The organism is Bacillus sp. EE-W1, from assembly GCF_009760835.1.
Taxonomy (GTDB): domain Bacteria; phylum Bacillota; class Bacilli; order Bacillales; family Bacillaceae_G; genus Bacillus_A; species Bacillus_A wiedmannii.
Genome location: NZ_WIPE01000004.1, coordinates 1 through 17,834, shown reverse-complemented (window position 1 = coordinate 17,834; position 17,834 = coordinate 1). Strand labels below are relative to the sequence as shown.

The following is a 17,834-nucleotide window of genomic DNA, read 5'->3' as shown; positions in this document are numbered from 1 at the left end:
TTGTTTGTTTCGTTCAGTTTTCAAAGAACTCATCTGCCGCTCAGAAGCGACTTTATTAATATAACATTTCGTTATATTTTCGTCAACAACTTTTTTCAATAAGTTGTTTTTCGTTTGTTTTACTTGTTACCTTTCGTGGCAACGAATATAAATATACCAGTTTGATTATTAAAATGCAATAGTTTTTCTAATAAAATTTTTAACTTAGTAAAAAAGTATAAAAACAGCACATTTCTTCTATATAAATATAATTTCTCGCACCATCAAGAGCTACTATCCCTACGTAGCTCATACTCAAATAAAAAAAGCTTTGGAGAAATCTCCAAAGCTTAGTCTTGTTTATGACGCATAGCAGGGAATAATAATACATCACGAATAGATGGTGCATTCGTTAACAACATAACAAGACGATCAATACCAATTCCTAGCCCACCTGTAGGAGGCATACCGTACTCAAGAGCTTCAATATAATCATCATCCATCATGTGAGCTTCATCATTACCTTGTTCGCGCTCTTTTAATTGCGCTTCAAAGCGTTCTTTTTGATCAATCGGATCATTTAGCTCAGTGAATGCATTTGCATGTTCACGTGCAACGATAAATAATTCGAAACGATCTGTGAATCGTGGATCTTCGTCATTCTTTTTCGCAAGTGGCGAAATTTCTACTGGATGACCGTAAATAAATGTTGGTTGAATTAATTTATCTTCTACTTTTTGTTCGAAGAATTCGTTTATAATATGACCAACTTCCATCGTATCCTTAATACCTACATTATGTTCTTTTGCAAGTTCACGCGCTTCTTCTACACTCATTGGATTCCAGAAATCTGCTCCAGAATGTTCCTTGATTGCATCTACCATATGAAGACGTGTCCATTCTGGTTCTAGATTAATTTCATAATCACCATATTGGATTGTTGTTGTACCTAGTACTTGCTTCGCAATATGCGCAACCATATTTTCTGTTAGTTTCATAATATCTTTATAATCAGCATACGCTTCATATAATTCAATCATTGTAAACTCTGGATTATGACGAGTTGATACACCCTCATTACGGAATACACGACCGATTTCATAAACTTTTTCTAATCCACCCACAATAAGGCGTTTTAAATGAAGTTCAATTGCGATACGCATGTATAATTCCATATCTAACGCATTATGGTGCGTAATGAAAGGACGCGCAGAAGCTCCACCTGCAATTGCATGCATCATAGGTGTTTCCACTTCAAGATAACCATTGTCATCTAAGTATCTTCTCATTTCACGAATGATTTTACTGCGAGTAACGAATGTTTCACGGCTTTCCATACTTGTGATTAAGTCTAAGTAACGTTGACGGTAGCGTTGTTCAACATCTTTTAATCCATGATATTTATCCGGTAATGGACGAAGAGATTTCGTTAATAGTGTAAAGCCCGTTGCCTTCACCGAAAGTTCTCCAACGTTCGTTTTGAACACTTTACCTTCAATACCTACTAAATCACCTAAATCTGCTGTTTTAAATAATTCGTACTCTTCATCTCCAACAGCATCTTTACGAACATAAATTTGAACTTGTCCATGTAAATCTTGAATATGTGCAAATCCAGCTTTTCCTTTACCGCGTTTTGTCATAATACGACCAGCGATAGAAACAGAGATTTCTTTCTCTTCTAATTCTTCTTTAGAGAACTCTCCATATAAGCTTAATAAGTCATTTGTTGCATTTGTACGTTCAAATCGTTTACCAAACGGATCGATTCCTTGCTCACGTAAGTTATGTAACTTTTCACGACGAACAAGCAATTGGTCGTTTAATTCTTCGTGGTTCATGTTATCCATGGTATTGATATCACTCCAGCTCTATTAATTTTTACAATATATACAGTATAGCATTTTCTACTCAACTAGAAAAACTGCCAGCAACTAGCTGGCAGTTCTTCTTTCTTTCACGTAATTATAGGAAGTGTATAGAAGAATGTCAATCTTCCCTATCTATTATTAACCAACGTGAATTGTTTGTTGTTTCGCTTCTACTTCTTCTACAAATGCACCTAATACATTCGCAAGGTCCTCACGCGTATTACAAGCATTGATACCATTACGTACAGTTGCATTACCACGAACACCCTTTAAATACCAAGCTGCATGCTTTCTCATCTCTCTTACAGCGACATTTTCGTTCTTTAAATCGATAAGACGATCTAGATGCAACATACATACGTCAATTTTCTCACGCACTGTCGGTTCCGGCATTAATTCACCTGTTTCCAAATACTTTACCGTACGATAAATCATCCACGGGTCCCCAAGGGCAGCGCGACCAATCATAACACCGTCTACACCAATTTCATCAAGCATACGCTTTGCATCTTGTGGCGTTTCGACATCACCATTTCCGATAACCGGGATATTTACAGCTTGCTTTACTTGTTTAATAATATCCCAATCCGCTTTCCCTTCATACATTTGTACTCGTGTACGTCCATGAACCGCTACCGCTTGTCCGCCAGCACGCTCAACAGCTTTTGCATTCTCAATTGCAAAAATATGATCTGCATCCCAACCAATACGCATCTTAACTGTAACCGGCTTTTCAACAGCATCTACAACTGCCGCTACCATTTCATATATTTTATTTGGGTCTAAAAGCCACTTTGCTCCCGCGTCACACTTAATGATTTTCGGTACTGGGCAACCCATATTAATATCAATAATGTCTGCTGTCGTATATTTATCTACGTATTTCGCAGCATCTACAAGAGTTTCTTTCTCTCCACCAAAAATTTGTAAACTTAATGGCTTTTCTCTTTCATCAATATATAACATATCTAATGTTCTTTTGTTATTAAGTAATATCGCTTTATCACTTACCATTTCAGCACAAACTAAACCTGCACCAAATTCTTTTACTGTTAAACGGAATGCAGAGTTACACACTCCCGCCATCGGTGCTAATACAACCGGGTTTTTCATCTCAATATTTGCAATCTTTAACACTCGACTTACTCCTTCCTTCATAGTCACTTCGGCATTAATTCCTCCACTGAAACCTTTAATGCCTTAGCAACTTCCACTACAAAATCTTGGGAAGGCGATCGATTCCCTCTCTCAACTTCACCTAAAACAGATACAGATACCCCTAACTCTTTCGCAAAACCTTCTTGTGTATAACCTTTTAGCTTTCGAAAAGCACGAATGCGTCTTCCCCATTTTTCTGCTTCCATACCGTTACTCCCTCTCGCCTTTTCATTTCTTCTACTTGTGAACGTGAAATGTTTTGTTTTATATCTTGATTAATCTCTAACAACGGAACGATAACAAAAGCTCTTTCGAACATCCGCGGATGCGGAACAATAAGATTCTCTGCTTCAATATTTTCTTGATTATATAGTAAAATGTCAAGGTCGATGGTCCTCGGCCCCCATCTAATTTCCCTTTTTCTTCCTAAATCATTCTCTACTCTTTGTGTGATTTTCAATAATTCTTGCGGTGATAAATTGGTAGAAATTTTTATAACTAAATTTAAAAAGCAACTTTGGTCAGTATAGCCAACTGGCTCTGTTTCATATACAGATGAAATATCGTTAACTTGGATATACGGGTTTTTGTTTAAAAACTGAATCGCTTCAGTTAAATACGTATAACGTTCTCCGATATTTGAACCTAATGCAATGTAAGCTATATTATTCATGGACGTTCTCTCGTAATTTCCACTGCTACAGCACGATAATGCCCAGGTATCGGCGGATCTGGTTTAATTACTTTAATTGTACAACGGAAAATACTCTCATATTGTTTTAATATATCTGCAGCAATATTTTCAGCGATACTCTCTACAAGCTTATACGTTCTATCTTCAACAACTTTTCTACATAACTCGAAAAGCTCTCCATAATTGACAGAATGCTCTAAGTCATCACTTTCTCCTGCCTGTTTCAAATCCAACTCCACCGTTAAGTCCACTTTAAATCTCTGACCCAATTTATTTTCCTCTGGGAATACACCATGATAACCGTAAAACTCCATATCATGAACATAAATTTTATCCAATTACTTTACCCCCTTACCAATCATCGCATCCATCATCTTAGCCATACGTGCCATTTCCTTCACATCATGAACACGAACAAACTCACAACCCTTTTCAATGCCGAGACAAACGGTAGCTCCTGTTCCCTCAAGACGTTCCTCTACCGGTAAATCTAACACATGTCCAATAAAGGACTTTCTTGAAGTACCTAAGAGAACTGGATAACCCAGTACGTTTAACTGTTCTAAATTACGCATCGCTTCTAAATTTTGTTCAGGTGTTTTAGCAAAACCGATGCCTGGGTCTAAAATGATATTCTCATCTCGCACGCCAGCATCTTTAGCAATTTTGATGCTTTCATATAAATCAGCAATCATATCAGCCATTAAATTGCGGTAATTCATGTTATCGCGATTATGCATCAAGATAATAGGTACATCATAATGAGCTGCAACTTCAGCGATTTTTGGTTCCGCCTTCGCTCCCCAAACGTCATTAATAATATGAGCGCCAGCTTCGATTGCTTGTTTTGCAACTTCAGCTTTATACGTGTCGATAGAAATAGGCAATTCCACTTCTTTTGCAACCGCCTGAATCATCGGAACAACTCGCTTTATTTCTTCTTCCACCGATACTTTAGCAAAACCCGGGCGAGTAGATTCACCGCCGATATCAATAATATGAGCACCTTCATCTCGCATTTCTTTCGCATGGCGCACCGCAGCCTCTACCTCGTTGTAACTCCCACCATCAGAAAAAGAATCTGGTGTTACATTTAAAATCCCCATAATTAAAGTTTTTTCATTTAAGTTCAATGTATATTCGCCGCAGCGCAAATCATAATCCCACTTCAAACTACACATCTCCTCTTCGCAATTCATTTCTGCTCCACAATTTCTCTCTCTGCATTTCATAAAGACTCATAAACCTTTTTGTAACCATACCTACTTTACCCGGGAAATCTTGTCCCTCTATATGATAAAGCGGGACAATTTCTTGAATCGAGTTTGTTACGAAGACTTCATCAGCTGAAAGTAATTCATCTTTTGTAAAGAAACCTTCCTTCACTTCGATGCCCAGCTCTTCAGCAACCTTTATAATAAACGCACGAGTGATACCATTTAAAATCCCTGTTTTTAGCGAAGGTGTATACAAAATATCACCTTTCACGAAAAAGAGATTCGAAACAATACCCTCTGCAACATAACCTGTTTCAGTAAGGAAAATACCTTCCTTATTCACAACATTTCCAATTTCACGTTTTCCTAAAATGTTATTTAAATAATGATGAGACTTTAAGCGAGACGCACCCTCTGGTGTATTTCGCACTTGTTTTAAAACAACCCCTTCTTTTTCCACTACATCTTCGGGGGCTGCTAAAGGTTTTATAAAAACAATAACAGACGGCTCTTCATACAATTCCGTTTGCAATCCAATTTCATCTATACCCGCTGATACATTAAAGCGTACATATGCATGCTCTAATTCATTCTTAACGAGTAAATTCTTCAAAATAAGCAGTACTTCATCTTTCGTCATTGTCCATTTAATTTGCAATGTATCCAGTGCATCTATTAAACGGTCATAATGATCATCCAATAAGAAAGGATGACCATTATAAATACGAAATGTCTCAAAAACTCCAAGACCATATAAATAACCATGATCATAAGGAGAAATTCTCGCTTCACTTGCTTCTACATACTCACCATTTACGTAAATTAACACGATGTCACACTTGGGCTGTATTTACGAATGAAATTCTGCAACAACTCTTTCCCGTGGGAAGTCATAATTGATTCTGGATGGAACTGTACACCTTCAATCGGTAATGTTGTATGACGGAGCGCCATAATTTCCCCTTCTTCTGTCCAAGATGTTACCTCTAAGCAATCAGGTAACGTCTCTTTCTTAACGATAAGGGAATGATAACGTGTCGCAGTAAACGGATTAGGGATATCCGAAAAAATCGTCTTTCCGTCATGATGCATAAGCGACGTTTTCCCATGCATTAAGCGCTCCGCACGTATAACCTCTCCGCCAAACACTTGTGCAATGGATTGATGTCCAAGACAAACCCCAAAAATCGGAATCTTTCCAGCAAAGTATTGAATAACCTCCATACTAATACCTGCTTCATTAGGACTACACGGACCTGGCGAAATCATTAAAAAGTCTGGTTTCATATTCTCAATATCTGAAATAGTCACTTCATCGTTACGTTTAACAACAAGCTCTTGTCCAAGTTCTCCAAGAAACTGCACTAAATTAAATGTAAAAGAATCATAATTATCAATCATTAATATCATTTCTCTCACCTAACCGTTTCTTCGCTACGTTCTTTTGCACGCCATAAAGCAATCGCCTTTTTTAACGACTCTTTATATTCATTTTCCGGATTCGAATCAATTACAATTCCCGCTCCTGCTTGTACATGCGCTTTTCCATCTTTAGCAAGCAGTGTTCTAATTACAATATTCAATTCTGTATCTCCAGAATAACCGATCCACCCGATTGAACCTGTGTAAATCCCTCGGCGAACAGGTTCTAATTCTTCAATAATTTCCATCGTACGTATTTTCGGGGCACCAGTAATTGTTCCCCCAGGGAATACAGCCTTCACTAAATCAAAAGCATCTTTATCTTCTTCCACCTCACCACGCACATTAGAAACAATATGCATAACATGTGAGTATTTCTCAATTACCATAAATTCATCTACTTCTACAGTGCCATATTTACAAACACGCCCTAAATCATTTCGTTCTAAATCCACAAGCATGACGTGCTCTGCTCTTTCTTTTTCGTTCTCAATTAACTCTTTTGCTAATTCTTCATCCTCTTGCTCATTCGCCCCTCTAGATCTCGTTCCAGCAATCGGTCTTGTACTTACTTCGGTTCCCTCTTTCTTAATTAGCAACTCTGGCGATCCACTAACAATTTGAAAATCCCCGAGCTCCAAGTAACCCATATATGGAGATGGATTAATCTCACGAAGACTTGTATAGATTTCTAGTGGGTGTGTTTGTAACGTTCTTTCTTGCCTTGTCGACAAGTTTACTTGGAACACATCACCAGCCCCAATATATTCTTGAATACATTCAACTGCCTTCATAAAACTTTCTTCTGTAAAAGCAACTGTTTCACTTTTCTCTTCAGGGCATGCAAAAGGTATATTCACTTCTGTCGCTTCTGTCGCCCAAAGAATCTTCCATTCATTTAATCGCTCTTTTGCCTCTTCATGCTTATCTACATAATGTGTAATAATCCATAATACTTTTTCTTTTTGATCATAAACAAACACATCATCAAATAATAAAAAGAATATATCAGGTATATTAATGTCATCCTCCGCATGGGAAGGGAGTTTTTCAATATAACGGATGCAATCATAACTAAAGTAACCAATTGCACCACCTTGAAATGGAGGGTATTCCGGATTATAGTCCGTTTTCCATCGCTCCATATATTCCTGCATTAAATCTAATGGGTTTCCTTGTTTTATTGTTTCCTTACCACTTTCGCTTATATGTAACGTTTCACCCTTCCCTCGGATTACCGCTACTGGGTTCAACCCCACAATGTTATAACGACCGCCACGTCCACTCTCTAACAAAATATGTTGCGGTTTATCCTTAGAAAGAAATTTATACTGCTTAAAGAAATCTAACTGATATGGAATAGAAAGCGCTAAAGATTTTCTTCGTTGCATATCAACACCCCGTCTTCTTTTATCCCACCCTCTTAGATTAACCACCTCAAACTACATTCGTTATATATATAAAGTGGTTATACTCGAAGGCTAGTGAAAATAAATTAATTATACTACCTCTTATTTTACATGAAGTTTTCTAGTCATTCACTCTTTTCCTATTTCCAATCCAAAAAGAAAAAGCATCCTTTTCAAGGATGCTTTTTCAATCACATATAATTAAGACTCAAATTGATAAAGCGGTGTACTTAAATAACGTTCACCGTTACTTGGGATAATAACAAGTACCTTTTTCCCTTTACCTAACTTTTTCGCAATTTCTGTTGCTGCATAAATAACTGCTCCAGAAGAGATACCCACTAAAATACCTTCCTCTTTAGCCACTCTTCTTGCATATTCAAATGCTTGCTCTGCTTTTACTTGAATAATTTCATCATATACCTCTACATCCAATGTCTCTGGGATGAATCCCGCACCGATTCCTTGGATTTTATGTGGACCCGGTTTCCCACCAGATAGTACTGGTGAATCCGCAGGTTCTACTGCATAAATTTTAATATCTTTATACGCTTCCTTCAACACTTCACCAGCACCAGTAATCGTTCCACCTGTACCAATACCTGCAATAAACGCATCTAATTGGTCACCCATTTGTTCAACAATTTCTGGCCCTGTTGTTAAACGATGAATTTCTGGATTCGATTGGTTTTTGAACTGTTGTGGTATAAAGTAGCCATGCTCTTTTGCTAATTCAGTCGCTTGACGAATCGCTCCACCCATTCCTTCAGGCCCTGGAGTCAATACTAATTCCGCACCGTAAGCACGTAATAAATTACGACGCTCAATACTCATTGTTTCTGGCATTACTAAAATTGCCTTATATCCTTTAGCGGCCGCTACCATCGCTAAACCAATTCCTGTGTTACCACTTGTTGGCTCAATGATTGTATCGCCTTCTTTTAATAATCCTTTTTTTTCAGCATCTTCAATCATAGCTAATGCAATACGATCTTTAACACTGCTCCCTGGATTCATAAATTCTAATTTTAAGTATATATCTGCGCTGTTTGATTCTACGATGCGGTTCAACTTAACGATCGGCGTTTTCCCGATTAATTCTGAAACTGATTGTGCCACTCGCATTCCTGTCACTCCTAACACCGAGTATTTTTATTGGTTTTATCTATATTTAGATTTTGTCAGAAAATTCCCTGTTTGTCAATCTATTTAGAGGGTGGATTCCCTCACTTCCCTTATTACAAACTCTCAATTAAATTTGTAATATCTTCTTTAGAGAACTTGTATCGCTCATTACAGAAATGACAATGAACTTCTGTCTCTTCTTCTTCTTCGCGAATTTGCTCTAACTCTGTTTTACCTAAACTAATTAACACACTCTCAATACGTTCGCGTGAGCATGTGCAATTAAATTGAACATCCATCGTTTCTAACACTTTCACTTTATCTTCTCCAAGAACTGCATACAGTAACTCTTCTGGAGAAAGCCCTTGTTCAATTAACGTTGATACAGGAGGAATCTTCTGCAAACGATCTTCAATGAATGAAATTGTTTCTTCCTGTGCACCTGGCATAATTTGAAGGATAAATCCACCTGCCGCTAATACGCTGTCATCTCCATTTACAAGAACGCCAACTCCTACAGAAGAAGGTGTTTGCTCAGAAACTGCAAAATAATACGTGAAGTCTTCCCCTAATTCTCCTGAAACAATTGGAGATTGACCAATAAACGGCTCACGCATACCAATATCTTTAATTACTGTTACAAATCCCTCAGTACCTACCGCTTGATATACACGTAATTTCCCTTGTTCCGTTCCTTCAAAATCAACATGTGGATTCGTTACATAACCACGTACATCCCCATTTGCATGAGCATCTACTAAGATAGGACCAATCGGACCATTACCTTCTACCTTAATCGTTAACTTTTGGTCACCTTTTAACATCGCGCCCATCATTGTACCTGCAGTTAAAGAACGACCAAGTGCCGCCGAAGCTGTTCTCCATGTATCATGACGTCTTTGCGCCTCACTTACTGTGTTTGTAGTACGCACACTATATGCACGCACTTCTCCATCAAATGCTAACGCTTTTACTAAATAATCTTTCATACTCATTTATTCACCTTTCTCATGCTGTAAATTTGCATTACGCTCGTATAACATATACAAACCTTTTAATGTTAAAAATGGATCTACAACGTCAATTACATTCGATTCTTCTGAAATTAATTTCGCCAATCCACCTGTTGCAATAACTTTCGGTTCTTGTTTAGCTTCCTCTTTCATACGCTTAACAATACCTTCCACTTGTCCAACATAACCATAAAGAATACCAGATTGCATTGCACTTACCGTATTCTTTCCAACAACACTGCTTGGTTTTGTAATTTCAATACGAGGAAGTTTTGCCGCTCTACTATATAAAGCCTCTGCTGAAATCATAATTCCCGGCGTAATAACTCCACCCATATAATGCTTTTCTTCGTTAATATAACAATATGTAGTAGCCGTACCGAAATCGACAATAATAAGCGGACTTCCATACAAGTGGATTCCTGCTACCGCATTTACAATTCGGTCCGCGCCTACTTCACGTGGATTTTCATATTTAATATTTAGCCCCGTTTTTATTCCAGGACCTACTACAAGCGGTTTAATTTTAAAATACTTTTCACACATGCGCTCTAATGCAAACATAATTGGTGGTACGACTGAAGACACGATAATACCTTTCACATCTTCAAACGAAAGACCTTCATGCTCAAGCAACTGCTTTACAAGCATTCCATATTCATCTTCTGTCTTATGACGATCTGTTTCCATGCGCCAATGTTGACGAAGTTCCCCCTCTTCAAACACGCCTAGCACAGCATTTGTGTTCCCTACATCCAATACAAAAATCATATTCTCACCACTTATCTTATTTAATCTATATTTGTGCAGTATGTATAAAACTTATAAAAACATCATATCACACATACTTATATAATCAGCTTTTCTATCCTCATCATTTTACAAAAAGATTACGCTCTATTTCAATTTTTAATACCAGATTTACTTAAATTTTTTTCTACTTCATTTCGTTCCACAAATAAAAAAAGGAGTGACCATCGTCACTCCTTCATCTCTTACTTATCTTCTGATTCTTCATCGTCCTTCTTCATATTGATGTTTACTTTCACATCATCTGAAGATGTTGGACGCTCTGGCAATCTGCCGTAATCATATAAATGATTGATTTGCTCTGCATCTAACGTTTCTACTTCAAGTAACGTTTTCGCAATAATATCTAGCTTATCACGTTTTTCAGTAAGAATTTGTTTCGCGCGAGCATAACATTCTTTTATAATAGTTTGCATTTCCACATCGATTTCATGTGCAATTGCATCACTGTAGTTTTGTTCTGAATGGAAGTCTCTTCCTAAGAACACTTGACCACCTTGTGAGCTACCGAATTGCATCGGTCCAAGCTTATCACTCATACCGAATTCCGTAACCATACGTCTTGCAATACCAGTCGCACGTTGGAAGTCGTTGTGAGCACCTGTACTTGCTTCACCAAACACAATCTCTTCAGCTACTCGACCACCAAGTAAACCAGTGATTTTATCAAGTAACTCTGGTTTTGTCATGAAGTAACGATCTTCTTTCGGAAGCATTACTGCATATCCACCAGCTTGACCACGAGGGACAATTGTTACTTTATGAACGATATCTGCTTCATCAAGGACAACACCAATTACAGTATGGCCAGCTTCATGGAATGCAACGATATTACGTTCTTTTTCAGAGATAACACGACTTTTCTTAGCTGGACCTGCAATAACACGATCCGTTGCTTCATCAATGTCACTCATATCAATTTTCTTCTTATCTTGACGCGCAGCCACTAAAGCAGCTTCGTTTAATAAGTTTTCAAGATCCGCACCAGAGAACCCTGGTGTACGAGTTGCAATTGCTCTTAAGTTTATATGATCATCAAGCGGTTTATTACGAGCATGTACTTTCAGCACAGCTTCACGGCCATTTACATCTGGACGATCTACTGTAATTTGACGGTCAAAACGACCTGGACGTAATAACGCTGGATCAAGAATATCAGGACGGTTTGTTGCAGCGATGATAATAATACCTTCGTTTGCACCGAATCCATCCATTTCAACAAGTAATTGGTTCAACGTTTGCTCACGCTCATCATGGCCACCACCAAGACCTGCGCCACGTTGACGTCCTACCGCATCAATTTCATCAATGAAAATGATACAAGGAGCATTTTTCTTTGCATTTTCGAATAAATCACGTACACGTGATGCACCGACACCGACGAACATCTCTACGAAATCAGAACCACTGATAGAGAAGAATGGAACGCCTGCCTCACCTGCAACGGCACGTGCTAGTAAAGTTTTACCTGTACCTGGAGGTCCTACTAATAGAACACCCTTCGGAATACGGGCACCAACTTCAGCGAACTTACGAGGATCTTTCAAGAATTCAACTACCTCAACAAGCTCTTGTTTCTCTTCATCCGCTCCAGCAACATCTCTGAAACGAACTTTTTTCTTTTCGTCATTATATAACTTCGCCTTACTTTTCCCGAAGTTCATAACACGGCTACCGCCGCCCTGAGCCTGGTTTAATAAGAAGAAGAATAAAATGAAGATAATGACGAACGGAATGATAGAAGTAAAGAACGTTACCCAAGCACTTGTTTCTTCTGCTGGTTGATACTTAACTTCAGCACCTTGCGCTTTGTCATTAATTTTCTTTTGTAATTCCTCAGTATTTGGTGCATAAGTAACAAATTGTTCTCCTTGGCTAGAGTTGTTAAATTGTCCTTTTACCTCAAATACACCATTTTTCGGTTGAAGTTGCACATTACGCACTTCACCTTTTTCTAGTTTAGTAATGAATTTATCGTAGCTAACTGATGTCGTTTTTTGTGTCGAACCATTAAAATAGCTCACGATTCCAATTACTACTAGGAATATCAGTAAATAAAAGATGGTATTACGGAAGATACGATTCATTCCTAACCTCCTCTCACGGCATAAACACTATAGTAAATCGTAACATAGAAAAACTTTCCTATACAATTGTGACGCCTGCATTTAATTAATTTGAGTAAACACTCGGTTTTAATACTCCTACATAAGGAAGATTACGGTACTGCTCTTTATAATCTAATCCATACCCTACAACAAATTCATGTGGAACAGTAAACCCAACATAATCCGCTTTCAAATCTACCTTACGGCCTGTCGGCTTATCTAATAACGTAACAATTTTTACAGACTTCGCTTTACGATATTTGAATAGGTCTACTAAGTAACTTAGCGTAAGACCGCTATCAATAATATCTTCAACGATTAAAATATCGCGACCCTCTACAGAAGTATCAAGGTCTTTTAAAATTTTCACTTCGCCTGTTGAAACAGTAGAGTGACCGTAACTAGATACAGCCATAAAATCCATTTCAAGATATGTATCTGTTCTCTTTAATAAATCTGCCATGAATGGCATTGCGCCCTTTAATACACCAATCGCAAGAGGTATTGTGTTTTTATAATCCTCTGCAATAACCGCACCTAATTCGCGCACCTTTTCTTGTATTTGTTCTTCAGAAATTAATACTTTTTCGATATCTTGATTCATCATTTCATTATCCTCCCGGAAGACTCCTTGCTTTTGTAGTGAATAATCATATATTTATCCTTCTTTGCCGCCTCTTTCGAGATAGCAAATGCAGATCGCTTCAACAAGGGTACCCAAATAATATTCCCACTTGCATCACAAACGACCGGCCATTCTTCTCTTTTTTCTCTTGGTACTTTTGCTTCGATAAAAATAGTTTTTATCTTTTTTGTGCCATTCATACCTTGTATTGACATGCGATCTCCATTTTCTCTAGAACGAATACGAAGTGGATATGATATATCATTATACTTAGCAACAAATACTGTTTCATTCATGTTACTTGGTATGTCTTCGCTCACCTCTGTTACAAGCTTATCCCCGTTCGATAGCGTAATTGTCCCGGGCACTGATAAATCTTGTAAAAAAGGAGAAACAATTTCTTGTTTAAATCCAAAGCTGCACTCCTCGTATGCGCGAACAATTTTTAAATCACCTGGGAAATCAAGTGAACCCGAAGGTTGTGTCCGCTTAAAAAACTCGATCACTTTGTCAATATGTATAGAGGAAAGAGAAGATGGAATCTTATATTCATAAAGATAGTTTAATATTAGTTGAATCCCTCTTCTTTGTAAAGGCATAGACATGGATTCAAAGGCAGGAATTGATAAGCTAATTTGTTTATCACTTTTTTTTGTAATTACTTTATTCATTTTCTCAAAAGCTAATTCCTGCAAATACGCCTCATCCTCTTGCATCTGCATGCTAAATTTTTGGAATTTCTCATGCACTTGTGAATTTTCTTCTTTCAAATGAGGAAGAACATATTTGCGTAATCGATTCCTTGTATATACTTCCTTTTTATTACTTGGATCTATACGGGGAATTATTTTTAGCTTATTACAGTAATCAACAATCTCTTCCTTCGTTACTCCAAGTAACGGCCTAATTAAATATCCATTATGAAAAGGACGCTTCACTGCAATTCCTGCATATCCTTTCGGAGTACTCCCTCGTACAAGGCGCATTAAAATCGTCTCTACTTGATCATCACCATGATGTCCAAGAGCTACATATCTCGCATCATATTTCTTCATTATTCTTTCCAAAAATGCATATCTGCATTCTCTAGCAGCAACCTGTGCATTCATTCCGTGTTGCTGTTGATATTGCGACACATTAATCCTAATCGTTTCGCAAATAACTCCCAGCCCTTTACAAAGGTCCTGCACAAACTGTAGGTCCTCATGAGATTCATCACCTCTAAACATATGGTCCACATGTGCCACTACAATTTCGAACTGTTTTGCTGCTCTTTTTTCTAACAAATAATATAGAAGAGCCAAAGAGTCAGGACCACCAGAAACCCCTACAACAATTGTTGAACGTTCCTTTAATACATCATGCTGCTTTACAAAGTCATCTACCTTTTCAACAAATGTATCTTTCAACTTCGTAATCACCTTTCATTAAACAAGAACAGCAACGTTAGTTACCTTGTTTATAATGGTACAACTTTTACAAACATTGTGCAAAAAAAAGATATACAAAAATTACATTTTTATCTTACATCATCCGTACATATTCACAAAAGTAATAACATTATCTTTTAAAGTAAAAAAACCTAGGCATCCACCTAGGTTTTTAGAAAGAAACAGTGATAAAGAAACATCACACTTAAAATTTATTGTGCCTGCATTCCTACAATTGGAATCGTAGCCCACTTCGGCATATTTTTCTTCACTTTCGCCACAACGATAGTCATATCATCATTTATATAACCATCACAAGAGCGAATCACCTCTTCCATAATGATATCAGCAATTTCTTGCGGATCTTCGGTTTGTAATTCTTTAATTTTTCGTTTCATCCATAGTTCATGATTTTCTACATGTTGCGCTCCCTCGAAAATCCCATCGCTCATCATAATAAGGATATCGCCCGTTTTTAATTGTTCACCTACTACATCAACTTCAACATCCTCAATAATGCCCATCGGCAAATTACTTGCCTCAATTTTCAAAATATTATTCGCGCGTTTAACAAAACTCGGCGTCGATCCAATCTTTAAAAATTTCGCACTCGCATCCCGCAAATCCACCATAGCTAAATCTAACGTCGTAAACATCTCTTCTGTTGTTCTTAAAGAAAGAATAGAATTGATAGATTTAATCGCTATTTCCTCATCAATGCCTGATTGAAGTATTTTTTGTAATAATTTTACCGTTTCTTTACTCTCCATATGAGCTCTTTGCCCATTTCCCATACCATCACTAATTGCAAGCGCATATTTACCAACACTTAAATCCATCATCGCATAAGAGTCACCAGAAACAAACCCACCGCCTTTTGCAGCTGTGGCCAACCCAGTATCAAGAGAATACGTTTTTGCCGAACCAAATGATATTAAGCTGTGGCCGTTCGGATAAGAAGATTTTTCTTCATGTTTAACAACAATATTTTCCTTTAGAATGTCAGAAAGCATCGGCGCAACTAACTTTTCACATTCTCCATGTTCATTAGATGCAACTGGAATCAACATTTCAATATCAATACTTCCTCTATCTAAACAATATATATCAACATGCTCTACTTCTACGCCAAAATCACGAAACGCTTGCATAATCTGTTCTTCCTGCACTTGATGATTTTCTCGTTCTCTTTGGATCTCCTTAGCAAAATCCTCCATAACTTTTGATACACCTAATAGTTGCTCCGCTACTATTCTACGGTTTTCTTTCATTTGTTTTCGTAATTTTTGTCCTTCATAGAAGTGATCTAATTCACCCGCTACTAAATCCGTCACTTTCTTCCCTCTCACACAATGCTTGTCCCATTCACGAACTAACTTCCGATTATGCTGCAACGTCCCCTCTTCCGTTTCACTCATTATTTGTTTCATATAATCGTACGTTTTGTCGAAATTAACTACCCAGCATTGGTCCTTTTTAAAGCATGTTTGACATGTTTTTGCAGTAATTGTACTTAAGAACAAATCCGCTTCTGTCTCTTTATCTTCCTCCTCCACATATCCATATACAGAAAAGCTATTAGATAAAGCAGCAAATACATTGGCAAATTGATTAATTTTATTCGCTGTAACATCACGCATCCTTCTTAAATACTGTTGTTGATCTTGCGAATGTTCCTGTGTGCCTGGCATGAATTTAGCAATACGATCCATAACAAGTTTCGGTGTTAATAAGAAGAACATAATCGCCACACCAGATTCAATTAAAGTTGTCACAATGTTTGTTTGCTTGTCTACATATAGCGTAATCAAGCTCGTCCCAATTAATAAACCTAAACTAACACCTAAACGCTTCCCTTCTTTTAACAAACCACCAAGCAACCCAGAAAAAGCAAGTAGACTAAGTTGAGACAAACTGGAGACATTGGCTAAACTTAATATTAATCCAGTGACGACCCCCACTGTAGATCCTGTAGCAGCCCCCGCAATAAATGCAAACACGAGCACTAAATACCTAGTAAAAATATGTTGAATAGAAGCGTCATATACAAACCAATCTGTTGTCCCTGTTAAAACAGATGCTAGTAATATAATTAAACAAACAATTTCTTCTGTCTCTAGCGCTTGTTGTTTACCTTTTCGTTCTACTAAAAGCGGAACACTTTGTAAAAATATCATAGTTAATACGAAGCTAAGCCCTGCCTCAATCGTACTAACGAGTAAATCGTACATGGTGACAGTTTGTTGCGCGAAATATACGACAACTAAATGTGCGGTTAATGCGGAGATAAATACTTGGAATGGAACAAGCCCAACAGTTTTACGTGTAAACCGACTAAAGAAGATATTATAAATGAAGAAAGTAAAAATAGATGCAAAGGTAAAGAATAAATTATCTATCGAAACTGAAAGTGCGCCCCCCATAAGAGCCAAGAACGCGAGCGGCATTTTATCCCGCTTCATAACATAAACAGCAGCAAAAAACGGCAGTGCAAACGGTAAAATATTTGTTAATATATATGCTCGTCCCAAAAGAAAACCAATAACAACAATAATAAATCCCCATCTAAAGAAAACCTGTTCAAACTTCATTCGCAACTTACTCGTCCACTTTACTGCTCCAAGCTGACTCTCATTCATTGCCAATGCACTTGTATTCATAGTATTCCTTCCTGCTTTAGGCATATTTTTAACACCACCTGCATAGTTTAATTACTGTCATTATAAAAGATGATTATTGGGATTTTTGTCAAAACAACAGTTTTCACTTTTATAATCGTTCGACTTTTTATTCGAAATAACTCTACATATATACACGGTATGTAATTTATTCTCACTATTTTAATTGAACATTCAGAAAATATAGGGTGATTTTGTAGAAGTGTTGTATGTCTTAATTTATTTAACAAAAAAAGATCATGCAAATTCGCATGATCTTTTTAGGATGACCCGTACGGGATTCGAACCCGTGTTA

General features: G+C 37.4%; 16 protein-coding genes. All 16 read right to left on the bottom strand.

Translation table 11 applies throughout. The features are described from left to right. Positions 1 to 329: 329 nt before the first annotated feature. Positions 330 to 1,829, bottom strand: a complete 1,500-nt coding sequence (gene lysS, locus GFJ36_RS00335; protein ID WP_000369672.1) for a lysine--tRNA ligase — start codon at positions 1,827 to 1,829, stop codon at positions 330 to 332. A gap of 159 nt (positions 1,830 to 1,988) precedes the next feature. Then, on the bottom strand, positions 1,989 to 2,987 hold the full coding sequence (dusB, locus tag GFJ36_RS00330; RefSeq protein WP_000912237.1) for a tRNA dihydrouridine synthase DusB: 999 nt from the start codon (positions 2,985 to 2,987) through the stop codon (positions 1,989 to 1,991). 23 nt (positions 2,988 to 3,010) lie between these two features. Next, positions 3,011 to 3,214, bottom strand: coding sequence for a helix-turn-helix domain-containing protein (locus GFJ36_RS00325; protein WP_000387029.1), 204 nt, complete (start codon positions 3,212 to 3,214; stop codon positions 3,011 to 3,013). Continuing rightward, the gene (gene folK, locus GFJ36_RS00320; RefSeq protein WP_001059453.1) at positions 3,166 to 3,681 is read right to left on the bottom strand and encodes a 2-amino-4-hydroxy-6-hydroxymethyldihydropteridine diphosphokinase; all 516 of its coding nucleotides are present in this window, start codon (positions 3,679 to 3,681) and stop codon (positions 3,166 to 3,168) included. Before folK ends, GFJ36_RS00325 begins: the two co-directional genes overlap by 49 nt. Continuing rightward, a complete protein-coding gene (gene folB, locus GFJ36_RS00315; RefSeq protein WP_000358076.1) occupies positions 3,678 to 4,040 on the bottom strand; it encodes a dihydroneopterin aldolase in 363 nt (120 codons plus the stop codon). Before folB ends, folK begins: the two co-directional genes overlap by 4 nt. Then, complete coding sequence (gene folP / locus GFJ36_RS00310; protein ID WP_048542168.1) at positions 4,041 to 4,901, bottom strand: dihydropteroate synthase; 861 nt, start codon at positions 4,899 to 4,901, stop codon at positions 4,041 to 4,043. Continuing rightward, entirely contained in the window at positions 4,876 to 5,748 is an 873-nt protein-coding gene (gene pabC / locus GFJ36_RS00305; protein ID WP_157349421.1) for an aminodeoxychorismate lyase, read from the bottom strand. The genes folP and pabC overlap by 26 nt, the downstream gene beginning before the upstream one ends. Further along, complete coding sequence (gene pabA, locus GFJ36_RS00300) at positions 5,742 to 6,329, bottom strand: aminodeoxychorismate/anthranilate synthase component II (protein WP_000602298.1); 588 nt, start codon at positions 6,327 to 6,329, stop codon at positions 5,742 to 5,744. Before pabA ends, pabC begins: the two co-directional genes overlap by 7 nt. Before the next feature lie 5 nt (positions 6,330 to 6,334). Continuing rightward, positions 6,335 to 7,732 carry an aminodeoxychorismate synthase component I gene (gene pabB / locus GFJ36_RS00295; protein ID WP_098082708.1) on the bottom strand — a complete coding sequence of 466 codons (1,398 nt, stop codon included), beginning with the start codon at positions 7,730 to 7,732 and terminating at the stop codon, positions 6,335 to 6,337. A 219-nt stretch (positions 7,733 to 7,951) separates the two neighbouring features. Next, positions 7,952 to 8,875, bottom strand: coding sequence for a cysteine synthase A (cysK, locus tag GFJ36_RS00290; RefSeq protein WP_087983740.1), 924 nt, complete (start codon positions 8,873 to 8,875; stop codon positions 7,952 to 7,954). 113 nt (positions 8,876 to 8,988) lie between these two features. Next, complete coding sequence (hslO, locus tag GFJ36_RS00285; protein ID WP_075313525.1) at positions 8,989 to 9,864, bottom strand: redox-regulated molecular chaperone HslO; 876 nt, start codon at positions 9,862 to 9,864, stop codon at positions 8,989 to 8,991. Positions 9,865 to 9,870: 6 nt separating this feature from the next. After that, complete coding sequence (locus tag GFJ36_RS00280) at positions 9,871 to 10,659, bottom strand: type III pantothenate kinase (RefSeq protein ID WP_000578367.1); 789 nt, start codon at positions 10,657 to 10,659, stop codon at positions 9,871 to 9,873. Between the two features lie 224 nt (positions 10,660 to 10,883). After that, on the bottom strand, positions 10,884 to 12,785 hold the full coding sequence (gene ftsH, locus GFJ36_RS00275; RefSeq protein ID WP_001079657.1) for an ATP-dependent zinc metalloprotease FtsH: 1,902 nt from the start codon (positions 12,783 to 12,785) through the stop codon (positions 10,884 to 10,886). An 85-nt stretch (positions 12,786 to 12,870) separates the two neighbouring features. After that, on the bottom strand, positions 12,871 to 13,413 hold the full coding sequence (gene hpt / locus GFJ36_RS00270) for a hypoxanthine phosphoribosyltransferase (RefSeq protein ID WP_000981845.1): 543 nt from the start codon (positions 13,411 to 13,413) through the stop codon (positions 12,871 to 12,873). Next, complete coding sequence (gene tilS, locus GFJ36_RS00265; RefSeq protein ID WP_000655443.1) at positions 13,410 to 14,840, bottom strand: tRNA lysidine(34) synthetase TilS; 1,431 nt, start codon at positions 14,838 to 14,840, stop codon at positions 13,410 to 13,412. Before tilS ends, hpt begins: the two co-directional genes overlap by 4 nt. 233 nt (positions 14,841 to 15,073) lie before the next feature. Then, positions 15,074 to 17,545 (bottom strand): stage II sporulation protein E, encoded by a 2,472-nt coding sequence (gene spoIIE, locus GFJ36_RS00260; RefSeq protein ID WP_001123543.1) that lies wholly within the window; start codon positions 17,543 to 17,545, stop codon positions 15,074 to 15,076. Positions 17,546 to 17,834: the final 289 nt, after the last annotated feature.